Origin of the sequence: Oribacterium sp. oral taxon 078 str. F0263, from assembly GCF_000469565.1 — a bacterium.
In the GTDB taxonomy this organism is placed as follows: Bacteria; Bacillota; Clostridia; order Lachnospirales; family Lachnospiraceae; genus Oribacterium.
This window is the reverse complement of record NZ_KI273122.1, coordinates 223997-241446: the sequence shown is the minus strand read 5'-3', so window position 1 is coordinate 241446 and position 17450 is coordinate 223997. Positions and strand designations below refer to the sequence as shown.

The 17450-nt window shown below is 56.0% G+C and carries 16 protein-coding genes; all 16 read right to left on the bottom strand.

The window, feature by feature from the left end:
• Positions 1-28: 28 nt before the first annotated feature.
• The 16 genes from HMPREF1986_RS08365 to HMPREF1986_RS08285 all read right to left on the bottom strand — a co-directional run bounded on the left by HMPREF1986_RS08365 (position 29) and on the right by HMPREF1986_RS08285 (position 17095).
• Entirely contained in the window at positions 29-889 is an 861-nt protein-coding gene (locus tag HMPREF1986_RS08365) for a phosphatidate cytidylyltransferase (protein ID WP_330365144.1), read from the bottom strand.
• Positions 882-1667 carry an isoprenyl transferase gene (locus HMPREF1986_RS08360; protein ID WP_021774395.1) on the bottom strand — a complete coding sequence of 262 codons (786 nt, stop codon included), beginning with the start codon at positions 1665-1667 and terminating at the stop codon, positions 882-884. Before HMPREF1986_RS08360 ends, HMPREF1986_RS08365 begins: the two co-directional genes overlap by 8 nt.
• Positions 1664-2218, bottom strand: a complete 555-nt coding sequence (gene frr / locus HMPREF1986_RS08355) for a ribosome recycling factor (RefSeq protein ID WP_009214751.1) — start codon at positions 2216-2218, stop codon at positions 1664-1666. The genes HMPREF1986_RS08360 and frr overlap by 4 nt, the downstream gene beginning before the upstream one ends.
• Positions 2219-2303: 85 nt before the next feature.
• On the bottom strand, positions 2304-3011 hold the full coding sequence (gene pyrH, locus HMPREF1986_RS08350; protein WP_036599992.1) for a UMP kinase: 708 nt from the start codon (positions 3009-3011) through the stop codon (positions 2304-2306).
• A 154-nt stretch (positions 3012-3165) separates the two neighbouring features.
• Positions 3166-4863 (bottom strand): peptide ABC transporter substrate-binding protein, encoded by a 1698-nt coding sequence (locus tag HMPREF1986_RS08345; protein WP_021774393.1) that lies wholly within the window; start codon positions 4861-4863, stop codon positions 3166-3168.
• Between the two features lie 213 nt (positions 4864-5076).
• A complete protein-coding gene (locus HMPREF1986_RS08340) occupies positions 5077-6780 on the bottom strand; it encodes a peptide ABC transporter substrate-binding protein (RefSeq protein ID WP_036599846.1) in 1704 nt (567 codons plus the stop codon).
• A gap of 252 nt (positions 6781-7032) precedes the next feature.
• A complete protein-coding gene (locus HMPREF1986_RS08330) occupies positions 7033-8034 on the bottom strand; it encodes an ABC transporter ATP-binding protein (RefSeq protein WP_021774391.1) in 1002 nt (333 codons plus the stop codon).
• The gene (locus HMPREF1986_RS08325; protein ID WP_009214756.1) at positions 8027-9046 is read right to left on the bottom strand and encodes an ABC transporter ATP-binding protein; all 1020 of its coding nucleotides are present in this window, start codon (positions 9044-9046) and stop codon (positions 8027-8029) included. The genes HMPREF1986_RS08330 and HMPREF1986_RS08325 overlap by 8 nt, the downstream gene beginning before the upstream one ends.
• 12 nt (positions 9047-9058) lie before the next feature.
• A complete protein-coding gene (locus HMPREF1986_RS08320; RefSeq protein WP_021774390.1) occupies positions 9059-10114 on the bottom strand; it encodes an ABC transporter permease in 1056 nt (351 codons plus the stop codon).
• 13 nt (positions 10115-10127) lie between these two features.
• A complete protein-coding gene (locus tag HMPREF1986_RS08315) occupies positions 10128-11045 on the bottom strand; it encodes an ABC transporter permease (RefSeq protein WP_009214758.1) in 918 nt (305 codons plus the stop codon).
• An 89-nt stretch (positions 11046-11134) separates the two neighbouring features.
• Positions 11135-11470, bottom strand: a complete 336-nt coding sequence (locus HMPREF1986_RS13570) for a hypothetical protein (protein ID WP_021774389.1) — start codon at positions 11468-11470, stop codon at positions 11135-11137.
• Between the two features lie 272 nt (positions 11471-11742).
• Positions 11743-13224 carry a DUF1846 domain-containing protein gene (locus HMPREF1986_RS08305; protein ID WP_021774388.1) on the bottom strand — a complete coding sequence of 494 codons (1482 nt, stop codon included), beginning with the start codon at positions 13222-13224 and terminating at the stop codon, positions 11743-11745.
• A 53-nt stretch (positions 13225-13277) separates the two neighbouring features.
• Positions 13278-14399, bottom strand: coding sequence for an SLC13 family permease (locus tag HMPREF1986_RS08300; protein WP_021774387.1), 1122 nt, complete (start codon positions 14397-14399; stop codon positions 13278-13280).
• A 1-nt stretch (position 14400) separates the two neighbouring features.
• Positions 14401-15252 (bottom strand): YitT family protein, encoded by an 852-nt coding sequence (locus HMPREF1986_RS08295; RefSeq protein WP_021774386.1) that lies wholly within the window; start codon positions 15250-15252, stop codon positions 14401-14403.
• A gap of 269 nt (positions 15253-15521) precedes the next feature.
• The gene (locus tag HMPREF1986_RS08290) at positions 15522-16322 is read right to left on the bottom strand and encodes a L,D-transpeptidase family protein (protein ID WP_021774385.1); all 801 of its coding nucleotides are present in this window, start codon (positions 16320-16322) and stop codon (positions 15522-15524) included.
• Between the two features lie 53 nt (positions 16323-16375).
• Positions 16376-17095, bottom strand: a complete 720-nt coding sequence (locus HMPREF1986_RS08285; protein WP_021774384.1) for an MBL fold metallo-hydrolase — start codon at positions 17093-17095, stop codon at positions 16376-16378.
• Positions 17096-17450 lie beyond the last annotated feature (355 nt).

The window sequence follows — 17450 nt, the reverse complement described above, 5'->3', positions numbered from 1 at the left end:
TCTTTTTCTCATCCCGGCAGACATCTCCTTAAAAGCTCAGAAAGCGAAGCGCGTAGTAGACCGTCGGTGCGGTAAACAGCATGGAATCGAAGCGGTCCAAAATTCCGCCGTGCCCGGGGATCAGCCTTCCGTAGTCCTTGATTCCCCGGTCTCTCTTGATGCCGGAGGCCGCGAGATCCCCCGCCATGGAGATCAGCGAGGCGGCCGCGGAGGAGACGGCGGAGATGATCTCCGGCCGTTCCACCGCCGTGAAGTAGCGCCGGAAAAGAAGCGCATAGAAAAAGCCCAGGGCCGAGGCCCCGATCACCCCGCCGATCGCTCCCTCCACAGTCTTTTTCGGACTGAGGACGGGAGTCATCTTGGTGCGCCCAAAGAGCATCCCCGCGCAGTAGGCGAAGGTATCCGTCCCCCAGCTTGAGAGCAGGATCAGCCAGGAGAGAATCTTCCCATCCGGCAGCATTCTGGTCCGGTAGAGGTAGCTCATCATAAGTCCCGCATAGACGAGACCGAAGAAGCACTCCGAGACGGAATCGATGTGGTATTTCGGATAGGAGAGCACATAGAGGGAGAGCATCGCCATAAGACTTAGGATGAGAAGCATCGGAAGGAGCTCCTCCCTCCCGAGGTAGAGGAGCAGATAGGAAAGGAGAAGGGCGAGACAGCCGAGGCCTCCCAGTGCCGTCCTTTCCAGAGAAAAGGCCCGGTAGAGCTCAAAGAGCCCCAGAAGGGAAAGGGCAAGCGTCAGGAGAAAAAGCGGAAGCCCGCCCAGAGGAATAAACAGGAACGCGAGGAGCAGAAGCGCCGCGCCGCTCAGCAGTCTTTTCATGAACGAGCTCTTTCTCTTTTCATTCTGAGGCTGTCTCAGGTCATCCAGTGCAGAATCAGACATTGCCTTCTCCCTCCCTTCCATCGCCCCGGGCATGGGAAGAGGAGGAGCCCTCCGGCCTTCCGCCAAACCTCCGCTCCCTCTTCCGAAAGCTGTCGATCGCGCGGAAAAGCTCCTCTTTGTCAAAATCCGGCCACAGGACCGGACTGATATAGTATTCCGAATAGGCGCACTGCCAGAGGAGATAGTTTGAGAGGCGGAATTCTCCCGAGGTCCGGATCACAAGATCCGGATCCGGCATTCCCGCTGTGTCCAGAAGACGGGAAAAGTCATCTTCTGTGAGGCTCTCGATCTCCTCCCGGCTCCTTCCCTCGGAGAGCGCCTGTATCGTGTATTTTTTGACGGCGCGGATAATTTCGTCCCGTGAACCGTAGTTCACGGCAAAGACAAAGCACATCCCCGTGTTTTTCGCAGTCTCCCGCTCCAGATCCTCTATGCCCTCCCGGATATCCCGGGCGAAGCCCTCCCGGCTCCCGATCATCCTCGCGCGGACATTGTTCTCATTTGCGACCTTGATCAGCTTCTTCATATAGATGCGAAAAAGCTGCATGAGAGCTGCAACCTCCTCGGGGGGGCGCTTCCAGTTCTCTGTGGAAAAGCCGTAGACCGTGAGATAGGAGATGCCGAGCCTCGCACAGTCCTCCACGATGCGCTCCAGCGTCTCGCAGCCCCTCTTATGCCCCATGGCTCTCGGCAGGCCTCTTTGCTTCGCCCAGCGGCCGTTTCCGTCCAGGATAATCGCGATATGAGCCGGCTCCTCTCCTTCTCTTTGCTCCCTCATACCGTCATCAGTTCCTTATTCTTCGCCTCCACCGAGCGGTCGATCTTCTCTATCATATGATCGGTCAGATCCTGGATATCCTTTGTCTGGCGGCTCAGATCATCCTCTGTGATCTCGGAGTTCTTCTCGAGCTTCTTTGCGAGCTCCATCGCGTCCCTCCTTATATTCCGGATTGCGACCTTCGCGGCCTCCCCCTTCTTTTTGACCTCCTTTGTGAGCTCCCTTCTTCTCTCCTCTGTGAGCTCCGGGAAGACAAGGCGGATGGTATTTCCGTCATTGGTCGGGTTGATGCCGAGATCCGAGAGATTGATGGCCTTCTCGATCTCCTTCAGCATGCCCTTGTCCCAGGGCTGAATCTGGAGCATGCGGGCCTCCGGCACAGAGATATTTCCGACCTGCTGAAGCGGTGTCTGCGTGCCGTAATAATCCACTGTGATCCGGTCCAGAACGTGGGGATTCGCGCGTCCCGCCCGGATCGTCGCAAGCTCCGACATCAAATTGTCATGGGTCTTATGCATCTTTTCGATATGGATGGTAAACTGGTCGTCCATACTTCCTCCTGTCCTCTCTCTTTGGCAGCGCCGAAGTTTTCGGCATGAATAGTTGCGCCCTCCTTCTCAGCGGCAGGAGGCCGGCTCAGACCGCAGTCACTCTCGTCCCGTTGATCTTCCCTCTGAGCGCATTGGAGATCCCGTGCTTTTCCCGGAGAGAAAAGACAGCGAGCGGAAGATGATTCTCCAGGCAGAGGACGGAGGCCGCAAGATCAATGACCTCAAGCCTTTTATCCACAAGCTCCCGGAGCGGTATCGTATCGTAGCGCTGCGCGGTCCTGTCCTTCTTCGGGTCCTTATCATAGACTCCGTCCACAGCCTTTGCGAGGAGGATCTCCTCACAGGAAAGCTCCAGGGCGCGGAGCACCACGCCGGTGTCCGTCGAGAAATAGGGATGCCCCGTCCCTCCGGCGAGGAAGAGCACGGTCCCCTTTTTCATGAGGCGGAGCGCCTTGTCCTTTGAGAAAAGCTCCGCCATATCGCCGATCGGGATGGAGGACATGACCTTCGTCCTGATCCCCTCCGTGCGGAAAAGCTCCGCGGTGTAGATGCAGTTCATGGCGGTCGCAAGGATCCCGATCTGATCCGCCTTATAGCGGTCCACAGACTCCGACTGGCGCCCTCTCCAGAAGTTCCCGCCTCCAATCATGATCGCGAGCTCCACCCCCTCCTCCAGGGCAGGCTTTACCTCCCGGGCCACCTCCCGGATGATATCATCGTCAAAGCCGAAACGCTTCTCCCCGGCGAGCGCTTCTCCGGAGAGCTTCAGCATCACTCTTCTCTCTTTTCCCATAAAAATCCTCTTCTCTGCCGCAAAATGAATCCGCATTTTCCTAAGTTTACCATAGAAAAAAGAGCTCGGCAATCATAGCGGAGCTCTTTTCTCGGCTCTCATATCCGTCTCCGGGAGCCGGAAGGCCTCCGGAGAAAATCTCTCTTTCCTCTGCCTAGCCCTTGCTTCCGTACATGAAGTACCAGTAGCCGGAGGGGCTGTGCCAGGTGTTCTTCAGATTCTCCTTCTGCATCCAGAAATCGTTCTGACTTGCGATGGAAGCGACGGCATAGTCCTTCAGCATATGCTGTTCCGCCTGATGCAGGAGATCGAATCGCTCCTCTCGATTGGTCGAGATCCGCGCCTTCTCCACCAGAGCATCAAATTCCGCGCTGGAATATTTCCCGTCGTTGTTTCCGTTGTTTGTCTCCAAAAGATCGATGAGGTTTGCGGGATCGTCCCAGTCATAGACCCAGGAATTTCTCGCCGTATCATAGTTTCCGGCGCGGCGGTTCACCGTCATCGTCTTCCACTCCTGTACGTCGATCGTCATATTGAGCCCAAGCTCCTTCCAGGCTGACTGGAGGTATTCCGCGACCGCCTTGTTGTAGCCGTTGTCATTGACGAGATAGCTGAAGCTCGGGAAGCCCTGGCCGTTCGGATAGCCCGCCTCGGAGAGAAGCTGCTTTGCCTTCTCCAGATTCTCCTGATACTTCGAGTTATCGAAGAAATCACCGTACTTTTCTTCCGTCACCTTCTCAAAAGAAGAGTTTTCCGCCGCATCCGTGACTCCGGGCCCGACAAAATTCTTCGAGGGGGAATAGATGCCCTGCATGATGGTGTTTGCGACATAGTCCCGATCGATCGCAAGCGTCATCGCCTCCCGGACCTTTGCATCGTCAAAGGGCTTCTTTGCAATATTGAAGTTGACATAGTAGGTGCCCCGGATCGGCTCCACCCGGAACTCGGGATTGTCCCGAAGACCCGCGATCTCCTCCGTCGGGACATCCTTTATCATATCGATCTCATCCTGCTTATAGGCGGTGTAGGCCGTGTTCGCATCGCTGATCAGATGCCAGACGATCTTATCGAAGGTGATATGCTCCTTGTCCCAGTAGTTCTCATTCTTTTCAAAGACGACGCGGTCCCCGTCCGTGTACTCCGTCATCTTATAGGGCCCGTCCGTGATATAGCTCTCCGGATTCGTGGTCCAGCTGTCTCCATTTTCCTCGACGCTCTTCTCCTGCAGCGGAACCATGACGGGGAAGGCCGCGATCTTGTCAAAGTAGTCGCAGGGCTTGGAAAGATGGACCAGGAAGGTATTGTCATCCGGGGCTTCTAGCTTAAGAGCATCGAGATTTCCGGTCTGCGCCTCATCGAAGCCTTCGATCATATTCATAAGATCATAGGAGTATGGCGCTGCCGTCGCGGGATCCGCAAGTCTCTTCCAGGAGTAGACGAAGTCCTTTGCCGTGAGATCGGTGCCGTCGGACCACTTTAAGCCCGGGCGAAGGTGGAAGGTGTAGCTTAGGCCGTCATCCGACTTCTCCCAGCTCTCGGCGAGTCCTCCGATGATATTGTTGTCCTTATCGGTCCGAAGAAGTCCCTCAAAGGCGTGCAGAATCATGACGGAGGCATCCCTTGTGCTGTTGAGCTGCGGGTCTATGGTCTCCGGCGTCGGGCCGACCTCCACGTCGAGCTGTCCCCCGGAGGAGCTCTTCTCCGCGCTCCCGGCTTCTCCCTCCGCCGTGCTTCCCTCCTTCTCCTCCTTCGCTCCGGAAGAAGCCGCGGAGCCCGACGCGCCTCCGCAAGCTGTGAGCGCAAGTCCCAGAGAAAGGGCCGCGCTCAGAAGCACTACACTTTTTTTCTTCATAATTCATCCTCCCGGGCGGAACCGCCCGCATAAAATAATTCCCAAAGCTGCCGCCTCCCGGCTCAAAAACCTTCCGCTCTTCGTCATTATTCCCGAAACAAATGAGCTTTTGCGGCATACCGGGGAATTATATCATAAGAAAACGGCCGCAGCAATTGCCGCGGCCGAGGATTTCAAAAGGCCATCCGAGAGCTTCCGCCCTGCCCCGATTCTTTATTCCTTCGTGCCGTACATAAAGAACCAATAGCCATAGGGGCTGTGCCAGGTATTCTTTAGGTTTGGCTTCTGAAGATAGAACTCGTTGTAGTAGGCAAGCGGCGCCATCGCATAATCCTTAAGGAGAAGCTGCTCCGCCTCGTGGAGAAGCTCATAGTGCTCCTTCAGATCCTTGGCCTCTCTCGCCTTCTTTACGAGCGCGTCAAAGTCCGGATTCGAGTACTTTCCATCGTTGTTTCCGTTGTTTGTCTCCAGGAGGTTGATCATGTTGGAGGGATCGTCCCAGTCGTAGACCCAGCCGTTTCTCGCCGTATCATAGTTTCCGCTCCGGCGGTTCGCGGTGACGGTCTTCCACTCCTGGATATCGATCGTCATCTTGAGTCCGAGATCTCCCCAGGCCTTCTGCAGATACTCCGCGACGGCCTTATGGTAGGAGGCGTCGTTTGCCATATAGCTGAATTCCGGGAAGCCCTGGCCGTTCGGATATCCCGCCTCCGCGAGAAGCTGCTTCGCCTTCTCGAGATTCTCCTGATACTTCGAGTTGTCGAAGAAATCTCCGTACTTCTCCTCCGTCACCTTCTCAAAGGAGCTCCCGGGCTCCGCATCGGATACGCCGGGGCCGACGAAGTTCTTCGCCGGGCTATAGGTCCCCTGCATGATGGTGTTTCCCACATAGTCCCGGTCGATTGCAAGGGAGAGCGCCTCCCGGACCTTCTCGTTGTCAAAGGGAGCCTTCTTCAGGTTAAAGCTCACATAATAGGTCCCCATGATCGGATCCAGGTGGAAGTCCTCCTGTCCCTTGAGGCTCGGGATCTCCTCTGAGGGGACGGTTTTCATCATGTCCAGCGTCCCCTCCTTATAGGCGGTGTAGGCGGAATTTCCGTCCTCGATCAGGTGCCATACGATCTTATCGAAGGTGATATGCTCCTTGTCCCAGTAGTTTTCGTTCTTTTCAAAGACGATGCGGTCCCCGTCCGTAAACTCCGTCATCTTGTAGGGGCCGTTCGAGACATAGCTTTCGGGCTTTGTGGACCAGCTGTCCCCGTTCGCCTCGATCGTCGCCTTCTGCACCGGAACCATGGAGGTGAAGGCCGCGATCTTGTCAAAATAGGAGCAGGGGCTGGAGAGATGGACGACGAAGCTGTCCTTTGCCGCGGCCTCCACCTTGAGCGCATCCAGATCACCCTCCGCCGCCTTGTCATAGCCCTCGATCTGATTCAAGAGATCGTAGCCGTAGGGCGCGGCGGTCGCGGGATCCGCAAGCCTCTTCCAGGAATAGACGAAGTCCTCCGCCGTGAGCTCCGTGCCATCGGACCACTTTAAGTCCGGGCGGAGATGGAAGGTCCAGGTCAGGCCATCCTCCGAGCAGTTCCACTGATCGGAAAGTCCGCCGATGATCTTATTGTCCTTATCGAACTTGAGGAGTCCCTCAAAGGCGTGGACGATCATATTGCCGCCGTCCACAGCGGAGTTTAAGGCCGGGTCCATGGTCTCCGGGGACGGGCCGATCTGCACATCGAGCTGCCCTCCGGAAGAGGTCTTTTCCACACTGCCGGACTCGACCTCCGCCGTGCTTCCTCCCTCCTTCGCGCCCTTTGTCCCCGCAGAATCCGAGGAGCCCGCGGAGCCGCCGCAGGCTGTGAGCGCCGATCCCAAAAGGAGAAGCGCGGAAAGCAGCATGGCCGCATTCTTCTTTTTCATGATACTCCCTCCTTGTTCTCTCTCCTTCGTCTCCCCTCTCCGAAGTCCTTCTCTCAGGGAAGATCTCAGGGGATACGATGAAAGCTTCTCCATCTCAAAGCGGAGATGGATGATCTATGACAAGCGGCAGGCTGTGCCGTGCCGCAGGCTTCCAAAAGCTGTCCGATTCCGCGGAATCGTCAGGGAAGTCTGATGGCAGAAACGAAAGCCTCTCTCAGGCCTCCGAAGGCCGTCCGATTTCGTTCTCCGGGCTTAAGATTTGCCCTGATCCGCCGGATTCAATTTATCCAGATGATGGCAGGCCACAAAGTGGCCGGGCTTTTCCTCCCGGAACGCCGGGTTCTCCTCCGCGCATCTTCCATCCGCATAGAGGCAGCGGGTGCGGAAGGGGCAGCCGGAGGGCGGATCCACGGGGGAGGGCACATCCCCGCTTAAGATAATCCGCTTCGAGGAGCGCGCGATCTTCGGGTCCGCGATCGGGACGGCGGAGATCAGGGAGCGGGTATAGGGATGCATCGAGTGAAAGGTGATTTCATCCGCATCCGCCATCTCCACGAGATGCCCGAGATACATGACGCCGATTCTGCCGGAGATGTGATTTACGATCGAGAGGTCGTGGGCGATGAAGAGATAGGTCAGGCCCAGCTTCTTCTGCAGATCCTCGAACATGTTGACGACCTGCGCCTGAATCGACACATCCAGTGCCGATACCGGCTCATCGCAGACGATGAACTCGGGGTCCACGGCCAGCGCCCTCGCAATGCCGATCCTCTGCCGCTGTCCGCCGGAAAACTCATGCGGATAGCGGTTTGCGTGCTCGGAATTCAGGCCCACCGTGGACAGGAGGGATAGAATCCGCTCTCTCCTCTCCGCCCTTGTCCGGCAGAGCTTATGAATGTCCAGTGCCTCTCCCACGATATCCCCCACGGTCATCCTGGGGTCCAGAGAAGCATAGGGGTCCTGAAAGACGATCTGCATCTTTCTCCGGTAGGGGAGCATATCCGCCTTTTTCCCGGTCTCGGAATCGAAGATGACATTTCCGTCGTAGACAATCTTCCCCGCTGTCGGCTCTGTCAGCCGGAGGATGGAGCGCCCCGTCGTGGTCTTTCCGCAGCCGGATTCCCCCACCAGTCCGAAGGTCTCTCCCTTTCTTATGAAGAAGCTGACATCATCCACGGCCTTCACGGTCTTCCGGGAGCCGGCCACGGGAAAATACTGTTTCAGATGCTCGATTTCCAGCAGATTCTCAGACATGCGAAAGCTCCCCCTCCCTGTTCTTCAGGAATTCCTCCTTCTGCAAAAGCCAGCATCGGGAATAGTGCAGCCCGTCGAAATCCGTCCGGGGCGGCTTTTTGGCAAGGCAGATCTTCATGCAGCTTTGGCAGCGCGGCGCAAAGCCGCAGCCCTTCGGGGGATTCAGAAGATCCACCGGCTGCCCCTCGATCGGAATGAGACGCTCGTAGTCCTTCTCGTGGAACTTCGGGATCGAGCGAAGAAGCCCCTTTGTGTACTCGTGCATCGGGCGGTAGAAGATGTCGTCCGTCGTGCCGTACTCGACGATCTCCCCCGCATACATGACGGCGATATTGTCGCACATCGAGGCGACGACTCCGAGATCATGGGTGATCATGATGATTCCCATGCCGAGCTTTTTCTTCAGATCCTGCATCAGCTCCAGGATCTGCGCCTGTATCGTCACATCGAGAGCCGTCGTCGGCTCATCCGCGATGAGAAGCTTCGGCTCACAGGCCAGGGCGATGGCGATCATGACCCTCTGGCGCATCCCCCCGGAGAGCTCATGGGGATACTGCCCGAGGCGTTTCTCCGGCTCATTGATCCCCACGAGCTCCAGCAGCTCTCTCGCCCTCTTCCGGACCTCTGCCCCCCTCTTCTCCGTGTGGAGGCGGATGGACTCCTCGATCTGATTTCCGACCGTCCAGACCGGGTTCAGGGAGGTCATCGGATCCTGGAAAATAATGCTCACCTCGCTGCCGCGGATCTTTCGGAGCTCCTTCTCCTTCATCTCATCGATGCGGTGCCCGTTGAATTCGACGCTTCCGCCGACGATACGCCCGTTCTGCGCCGTGAGGCCCATGATCGAGTAGGCCGTGACCGACTTCCCGGAGCCGGACTCCCCCACGATTCCGAGGACCTCCCCCTCCTTCATCCGGATGCTGACATCATTTAAGGCCTTGACCTCTCCCGCGGAGGTGAAAAAGGAGAGCTGCTCATGCCGGATATCCACAAGATATTTCTCTTCTGACATAGTCTCTCCTCCCTACTGCTGCTTCAGCTTCGGATCAAAGGCATCCCGGAGTCCGTCTCCGAGCAGGTTGAAGCTCAGGATGATGACGAAGATCAGGAAGGCCGGGGCAAAGAGCTTCTCCGGATAGGTCTGGAAGCCGTTCAGAGCGGCGCTGGCGAGAGAGCCGAGGGAAGGCATCGGTGCCTGAACCCCGAGTCCCAGAAAGGAGAGGAAGGATTCCGTAAAGATCGAGCTCGGAATCTGGAGCGTCGTTGTGACGATCAGAGTCCCGATGCAGTTCACAATCAGGTGCTTTCCGATGATTCGCCTGTCATTTGCCCCCAGCGCCTTTGCGGCGGTGACATATTCACTTTGTTTTAAGACCATGATCTGAGAGCGGACGATCCGCGCCATGCCGACCCAGTAGAGGAGCGCAAAGACAAGGAACATGGAGACCATGTTCGGCCCGAGCTTCTGAATCCAGCCAAAGCCCGGCGCGTTCCCCAGTTTTTCCAGCGGATATTTCAGGGTCTGTGCGAGGAGGATGATGATGAGCACATCCGGCACGGTATAGATAATGTCCACGATCCGCATCATAATCATATCCACCATGCCTCCGAAGTATCCCGCGATCGATCCGTAGACGGAGCCGATCAAAAGGATGAGGAAGGAGGCCACGAGGCCGACGGTCATGGATACCCTGCCGCCGACCAAAACCCGGATCATATAGTCCCGCCCGTTCTGATCCGTTCCGAGAAAGTGGGGAAAAACCTTCTCTCCCCGTGCCATGCTCTCCTGCTCCGTCTTCGAATACTGCATGGGAGAGAGTCTCTCCGATCCCTTCATCTGCTGCTCGTACTGATAGGGATAGAACGTCGGTACGATGAAGCAGAAGATGACGATGAGAAAGACGATAAAAAGAGCGGACATCGCGATCCTGTTTTTTCGAAAGCGCCGGATTCCGTCCCGCCAGAAGCTGACGGATTCCCTCATGACGACGAGAGATTCCCTCTCGGATACTGACGCCGGGGCAAAGTCATCCAGAGCAGGCTGAAAACTCAGCGAGTTTGTTTTCCTGTTTTCTTCCATCCCTCCACTCTCCTTATCTCAGCTTGATTCTCGGGTCCACAATCGCGTAGGTGATATCCACGATCACATTCATTGCGATGATAAAGACCGCGAGAAAGATCGTCGTACCCATGATCATCGGATAGTCCCGGGAGGTGATCGCTCCCACGAACTCCGAGCCGAGACCCGGGATATTGAAGATCTTTTCGATGATGAAGGAGCCCGTCATGAGGGAGGCAAGGAGCGGTCCCAGATAGGTGATGACGGGGAGAATCGCATTTCTCATCGCGTGCTTGAAGATCGACATGAAATTGCTCACGCCCTTTGCGCGCGCAGTCCGCATATAGTCCTGCCCCATCACATCCAGCATGGAGGAGCGCATCAGGCGGGCGATATAGGAGGCCGGATAGAGCGAAAGAGCGATCACCGGCATGATATAGCTCTGCGGATTTTTCAAGCCCAGAGAGGGGAGAAGATTGAGCTTCGTCGTAAAGATAAACATAAGAAGCGTCGAGGAGAGAAAGGACGGAACCGCAATCCCCGCCGTGGAAAAGACCACGAGCACATTGTCCACCGCTTTTCCGCGGTTAAAGGCGGCCACGGAGCCAAAGGGCACTCCGAAAAAGACGGCGACCAGAAGGGCGATGCCCCCGAGCCTCGCGGAGACCGGAAATTTCGTGGAGATGATCTGCGCCACAGTCCGCCCCCTCTTCTTAAGGGAGAGGCCGAAGTCCCCATGAAGAAGCCCCGACATATAGGTCAGATATTGGACGTGAAGGGGCTTGTCCAGCCCGTACTTTGCCTCCATGGCGGCCTGCGCCTGCGGCGTCACTGCCTTCTCTGCGAGAAAGGGTCCCCCGGGGACCATGTTCATGACGAAAAATGTAAGGGTCGCCACTAAAAAAGCGGTCACAAGCGCCATTAGGACACGCTTCGCGATGTACTTCGGCATATCTCTCCTCCTGAAATAGTATAAAATATGAAAGGAAATATACACGAAAGCAGGAAGCGTTTCAAGTCCTGCACCGCTTTTTCAAAAATTCATACAAGGCGGGATGCATAAACTTTCCTTTTCCCCATACTATGACACATCGGACACAAAAAGTAAATCCCTAATCTCATGTCCGAAATGTTTTTGTAAAATTTCCCCGCGGCAAAATGACCATACCGTCCATGACCGGCGTATTCCTTCCCCCTCTCTTCTGCCGCTCTCTCCCGCATATTGATCCTTCCTGTGGGAGCATCGTCGTCAAAGCGCACGGGGGGAAGTATGACATCGGACGGAAGCTCATGCTGATATCCGAGGTCCTCATCGATATTGGCGGCCGCCGTCTTTTCCGCCGCGATCGCGCGGATTACGATAGCCGGCCCGGTCACGCAGTCGCCCCCGCAAAGATCCCCTTCGCATCCTCGATCTCCGAGGTATCGAGCGCACTGATCCTGCCCTGCTCGATCTTGATCCCGGAGTATTCCGCAAATTTTCGAAAATCGATGCCTGCCCGATCGCAAGCAAGGCCCGATCCGCCGCGCTGCTCTCCTCCGGAGCCTCTGAATCGTTAATTACAGGACTGCGCAGCAGGGCTTTCTAAATAAAAAAAGGGGCCTCGGAAGGCCCCGGGAAAAACTCTCGTTTCAGTGGTAAAAGAGTTTCAGTGGTGAAAGAGCTTCTTGCTCTGGTACTGCGGCTCGCAGGTGATGTGAATGCCAAGCTTATGGAGCGTCCTTTCATCCACGCCGGAGAGGATGACGGAGGAATGCAGCTCACAGCCGGAGAGGCGGGAGAGCTGGCGCATGCAAAGCTCCGCGTTGGCATCGGAGTTCGCGCAGATCGTGAGCGCAATCAGGATCTCATCCGTGTGGAGCCTCGGATTGTGATTGCCCAGGTGCTCCGTCTTCAGATGCTGAATCGGCTCGATGATCTCCGGAGAGATGAGCTTGATGGAATCCTCCAGCCCCGCGAGGGTTTTCAGCGCATTCAAAAGCATCGCGGCGCAGGCTCCAAGGAGGGGAGAGGTCTTGCCGCAGACAATCGTCTGATCGGGGAGCTCTATCGCCGCCGCCGGACCTCCGCTGAGCTCCGCCTTCTGCTTTGCCGCGGCCACGACCGGGCGGTCCGCCGGGCCGACATTTGCCTTCTCCATGAGGAGTTGCTCCTTGTCGACGATCTCCTTTCCCCCGCTCCCCTTCCGGAGCTCCACGAGAGCGGCGTAATAGCGGCGGATGATCTCCTGCTCCGCGGCCTTTCTCACGGCCGCATCGTCAATAATGCAGTTTCCGGCCATATTGACTCCCATATCCGTGGGGGATTGATAGGGGCTCTTGCCGTAGATCCGGTTGAACATGGCGTTCAGAACAGGAAAGACCTCCACATCTCTATTGTAGTTGATCGCGCTCTCCCCGTATGCCTCCAGATGAAAGGGATCGATCATATTGATATCGTTGAGATCCGCGGTCGCGGCCTCATAGGCGAGATTTACGGGGTGCTGCAAAGGGAGATTCCAGATCGGAAAGGTCTCGAACTTGGCATAGCCCGCATCGATTCCGTGCCGGTGCTCCTGATAGAGCTGAGAGAGGCAGACCGCCATCTTCCCGGATCCCGGACCGGGAGCCGTCACCACGATGAGGGAACGGGAGGTCTCGATATAGTCGTTCCTTCCGAAGCCCTCCTCGGAGATAATCAGCGGGACATTGGAGGGATAGGCCGGTATGCTGTAGTGGCGATAGACGCGGATTCCGAGGGACTCCAGCTTTTTCTGGTAGAAAACGGCGCTCTCCTGTCCCTCGAAGCGGGTCAGAACGACGGAGGCCACGCTGAGGCCGTAGCCCCGAAAGGCATCGATCAGGCGGAGGACATCCATATCATAGGTGATCCCGAGATCCCCCCGGACCTTGTTCTTCTCAATATCCCCTGCGTTGATCGCGATGACGATCTCCGCCTCCTCCCTGAGCTCCCCCAGCATACGGATCTTGGAGTCCGGGCAAAAGCCGGGGAGCACGCGGCTTGCGTGATAGTCGTCAAAGAGCTTCCCCCCGAATTCCAGATAGAGCTTTCCCCCGAACTTTGAAATCCGCTCCTTGATTCGAAGTGACTGCGTCTTCAGATACTTTTCATTGTCAAAACCGATTTTCACATTTCCTCCTTCCTAAAACATAAAGACAGGACTTATACTGCTCTTTTCCGGGATCATAAACTCCTCCTGAAAAATGCGAAAAAGCAAAACACCAGCATGAAATGGAGACGAATCCAGAGGAAATGGATCAAAAATCCCCTGACATTGCCCTCCCGGACCCTGAGATAGAGCCGAATGCTTATGAGAGCGGGGAGGGAGGAGAGGAAGATCCCAAGACTTCCGATATTGCATCCCGTGATAAGCCTTCCCCCATTGAGCGCGAACGGGGAGAAAAGCAAAGCGCAGGGCGCACTCCCGATGAACTGGGAAAAAATAATGGAGAGAGCGCACTCCCTTCCCTTTAAAATCCGGAAAAGCCATCCTCTGAGAAGCTCTGAGCCCGCGAGATTTCCGGAGAGGATAAGAAGGAAGGAAAGGCTCAAAAGCAAAGGATAATCGATCCTCCGGAGAATCCCCCTGTCGTAGAGAAGCCCGAGAAGGAGCATCGGGACAAGAGCCGCTTCGGGAGCGAGAAGCCGTCCCGCGGATAGAAAGAGAAGAAGGTAGAGGGAAAAGAGCAGGAAGAGCCTGAAGGGCTTTGTCCCCTCCCCTCTCTCCTCCTCGATCCGAAACTCCGCCCCTTTGATCGGAAAGGTCACGAAAAAGAAGAAAAGAAGGAGGCAGCCCGGCAGGACATACGGAAGCATCAGGCGCAGAAAGGGAAGGAGAGAGACAGCATGGCTCTGAGTAAGATACAGGCTTTGCACATTTCCGAAGGGAAGGAGCATCCCTCCCAGGCTCGCGGCAATCGTCTCGAGGACCAGGATATGGATCAGCAGGGCCCTGGAATCCGGCAGAGCGGAGAGGAGGAGGATGCTGAAGGGAATCAAAGAAAAAAGGGGCGCGGCCTCTCCGAAGAAAAGGGAAGAGAGAAAGCTTAGCACTAATAGAAGGAGGCAGAGTCCCCTCACAGTTTTTACCCTCCGGAGGAGACAGAGACTTGCGCTCCTCAGAAGACCGGAATCCCTGAGAGCCGCCTGGAGCAGGAGATAGCCAAAAAGCAGAGACAGAAATCCGGTATCCAAGGCCCGTAGGATTCCTGTGTCCCGCGGCACAAGGAGGCAGGACAGGGCCGCCAGAGCCCCTGAGAGCGCCATTCCGATCTTTCTTTTGTTTTTCCAGAGAAAGCCGTTCATCTCACTCTTTGTAGGTATTGAAGCCCTCGCCGAGGACCTCCCGCACATCGGCGATGATCAGAAAGGCCCGTTCGTCGATCTCGTGGACGAGATCCTTGAGCTTCGTGATTTCCCTCCTGGAGAGCACGCAGTAGAGCATCTCAAAGCTTGCGCCGCTGTAGAGTCCGTGGGAGGGGATGCCCGTCACGCCGCGCTCCATGTCCTTCTGAATCCTCTCTGCAATCTCCTTCGACTTCGCGGAGATAATGTAGGCCGCCTTCGCAAAATGCATCCCCTCCAGGATACCGTCCGAGACCCGGGTAAAGACATAGATCGAGACAATCGCATAGAGGGCATGCTCCACGCCGAAGATCTGAAGCCCCCAGAGAACAATAATGGCATCCAGAAACTGCATGACCTGCGGAAGCGTATAGTGCCTCAGATACTTTTGAATGATTGCGGCTAAAAGATCCGTCCCGCCGCTTGTGGCTTCGGCGAGAAAGATGAGCCCCGATCCGATTCCCATGATGATGCCGCCGAATATCGAGGAGAGGAAGAGATCCTGCTTCGGAATGATGGGGACATCTGGAATCAGCCAGAGAAGGAGGGAGAGAAGCATCGTCGCAAAGAAGGTTCTCCGGATGAATCTCCAGCCCTTGACCCGGCCGCCGATGAGAAAGAGGGGTATGTTGATCACGGTATTGCTGAGCCAAAGCGGCATGCCGATGAGATGATTCAGTATAATAGAGACGCCGGAGACGCCTCCGATGATCAGGTTCATCGGAGAATAGATATTTTTAGAGGAGATTCCGATGAGCAGGACTCCGAGAAAAAGAAAGAAATAATCCCGGATCTGACGTTTTCTTAGCTTCATGGGGGAGCTTCCCCTTTCCTTTTTGTTATCAGCAGGCAGACAGAAGAGACGCCGCGTTTATTTCAGGCAGCGAAAGAGAAAAGGATCTCTCGGCCCCGGGCGCTGCAGCGCCGTGCTCGATTAGACCCGCGAGCTTGCAGTATTGGCAGCTTCCGATGGAGGAGGCAGCAGGATACAGCAGCCGTCCCGGCAAAGACGGAGAAGCTCCGGGAGCGCTTCCTTTTCGAGAGTGATGCAGCCGAGCTTTCCCAGCTATCCGGTGCCTTGGCTTAGTAGCTTCCGATGGAGGAGGCATCCGGAATGATCAGGATATAGCAGCCGTCCCGGCAAAGGCGGAGAAGCTCCAGGAGCGCTTCCTTCTCGAGAGTGATGCAGCCCGAGCTTTCCCAGGTATCTGGCGCCTTGATGTGGAGAAAAATCGCGGAACCTCTGCCAAAGACTGCAGGATTTTGATTGAAGCCGACGGCCATTGCATACTGGTAGCAGATCGGATATTCGATGAGATGCTCTCCCTCGATCTTCTTCCCGCTCTCCACCCAGCTGTTATAGTCCTTTCTCCCGGAAGACCAATAGGAGTTCCGGCTGATTCTCCGATAGCTCATCTCCGTTTCCGGCTTGTCCCCCTGTCCGAAGGAAAACAGGATGGGGAAGCTTCCGATGGGAGTAGTACCGTCTCCCTCTCTCCTCTCTTCCGCCTTTTTAAAACCGTTTCTTCCGTGCCCGGAGTAGTATTCTGCGGCCTTCTTCCAGCGTCCATCTTCCCCTTTGTTCCAAAGGGAGAGACGGTGATCCAGCTTTAGGATGATCTGCTTTGTTTTTTCCGAAGTCTTCGTCGCGGCGAGGAGCTTCGCCTCCTCTTCCTCTTCCTTTTTCTCTTCCGTCTTTTCCATCCTTCCGCTCTCCGCCTTGCTCTCTTCCGTCTTTCCGCTTTCCGCCTTATCTGCCTCTGCTTTTCCGCTGTCAAAAGAGACAGCGTGGCTTCCGCTCACAAGGCGGGAGGAAAAGGCCGGAAAAGCGAGAAGAAAGGAGGAAAAGCAAAGAAAGAAAAATACTGACAGGGATCTCTTCATTTACAATCTCCTTAGATACAATCTCTTTCGACTGCGACGTGGGGCAGAGAAATTTATTGCAGATCGAATTCCTCTGTCTTTTTCAAAAAATGAATCTTATCGAGCCAGGGGGAGAGCCGCGGATCCGAGAGATAGGCTTTCGCCTCGGAAACAGAGTCCCAGTAATGCATCGGGATAAAGGCCCGGGCGGAAATCCCCTCCAGGAAATAGAGGAATCCGTCCAATGCATGCTTTTCCAGTCTCGGGTCCAGCGGGAGAAAGGCACAGTCCAGCGTCCTTCCTCCGAGGAAATTCCGGTAGGAGCGGATCTCCTCCCGATACCTCTTCTCCTGCCAGAGATTCTCCTCCTCCGGCTCCCCCTCCCAGTACCATAGATTCAGGTCTCCGGCATGGAAGATGTTCCTTCCTTCGATCTCCACATGGAAGGCCGCGCCGAGGTCCGTGGAGAAAAAAGCCCGCACGAAGAGCCCGGGAAGGGAAAGACTTTCCCCCGGGGAGAGGAAGGAGCAGTCCGAAGAGAGGGAAGGGGGAAGCTTTTCCCGAATATCAGAGGAGAGGATATAGTGCGTCCTTCTCCCGTTTTTTCTCAAGGAAAAGATTTTCTCTGAGAAATGGTCGCTGTGGCTGTGCGTCGCAAAAATATAATAATCCTTCTCCTCTCCGTCCTTCCGCCTTTGGAATTCCGGAAGCTCCCCCCTGTACCAGTCAAAGAGCAGGATGCTCTTTTCCAGCTCCAGACTGAAGCCGCTGTGATAGATAAGATTGATTTTCATTGCCGCTCTCCTGCGCCCGGACCGCCGCTTTTTTCCCCTGCAAAGCCAATTTCTATGGAAGCTATTCCATCTGTGCGAGCCCCGCCGCTTCATTCCCCCTGCATAAGCTTTCGGATTGCTCCGCGCTTCCGCGCTCCCGCAATCCTGGCAGCTCTTCGGAAATCGCGCTCTTCTCTCCTTTCGAGCGCTTTTTTCCTCAGATCTGTTGCCTCGCCGGATGTCGGGACGCGCCCCCGTGCCCGCACGGGCGCGCCCCGCCGCTTCATTTCCCCTGCATAAGCTTTCGGATTGCTCCGCGCTTTCGCGCTCCCGCAATCCTGACAGCTCTTCGGAAATCGCGCTCTTCTCTTCTTTC